At 32.1% G+C, this 249-nt stretch carries 1 protein-coding gene; it reads left to right on the plus strand.

Annotated elements, in window-relative coordinates; genetic code table 11:
- A partial coding sequence (locus tag ACFIK8_RS09945) for a peptidoglycan-binding domain-containing protein (protein ID WP_375669328.1) occupies positions 1-153 on the plus strand: 153 nt, incomplete at its 5' end.
- Positions 154-249: the final 96 nt, after the last annotated feature.

Genomic DNA, 249 nt, shown 5'->3' on the forward strand with positions numbered 1-249 from the left:
TTTGGTAATCAAGAGGTTATTGTCACAGGTGTAGAAGACCAGAAGACGATAGAAGCCTTAAAACAATTTCAAAAAATGTTTGGTCTTCCCATAACGGGTAAAATCAATCATGCAGTTTTGATAAAAATGCATGAAGTTGGTTTGTTGAATTGAAGGTCATCACCTATCTTATAAAGTAAATACTGAAAGCATGTGAATAATTATGCTACTCTGTCTGATAGTTTTTCTCATAAATTTATCAAAGACACA

The organism is Bartonella sp. MR168JLCBS, from assembly GCF_042194175.1.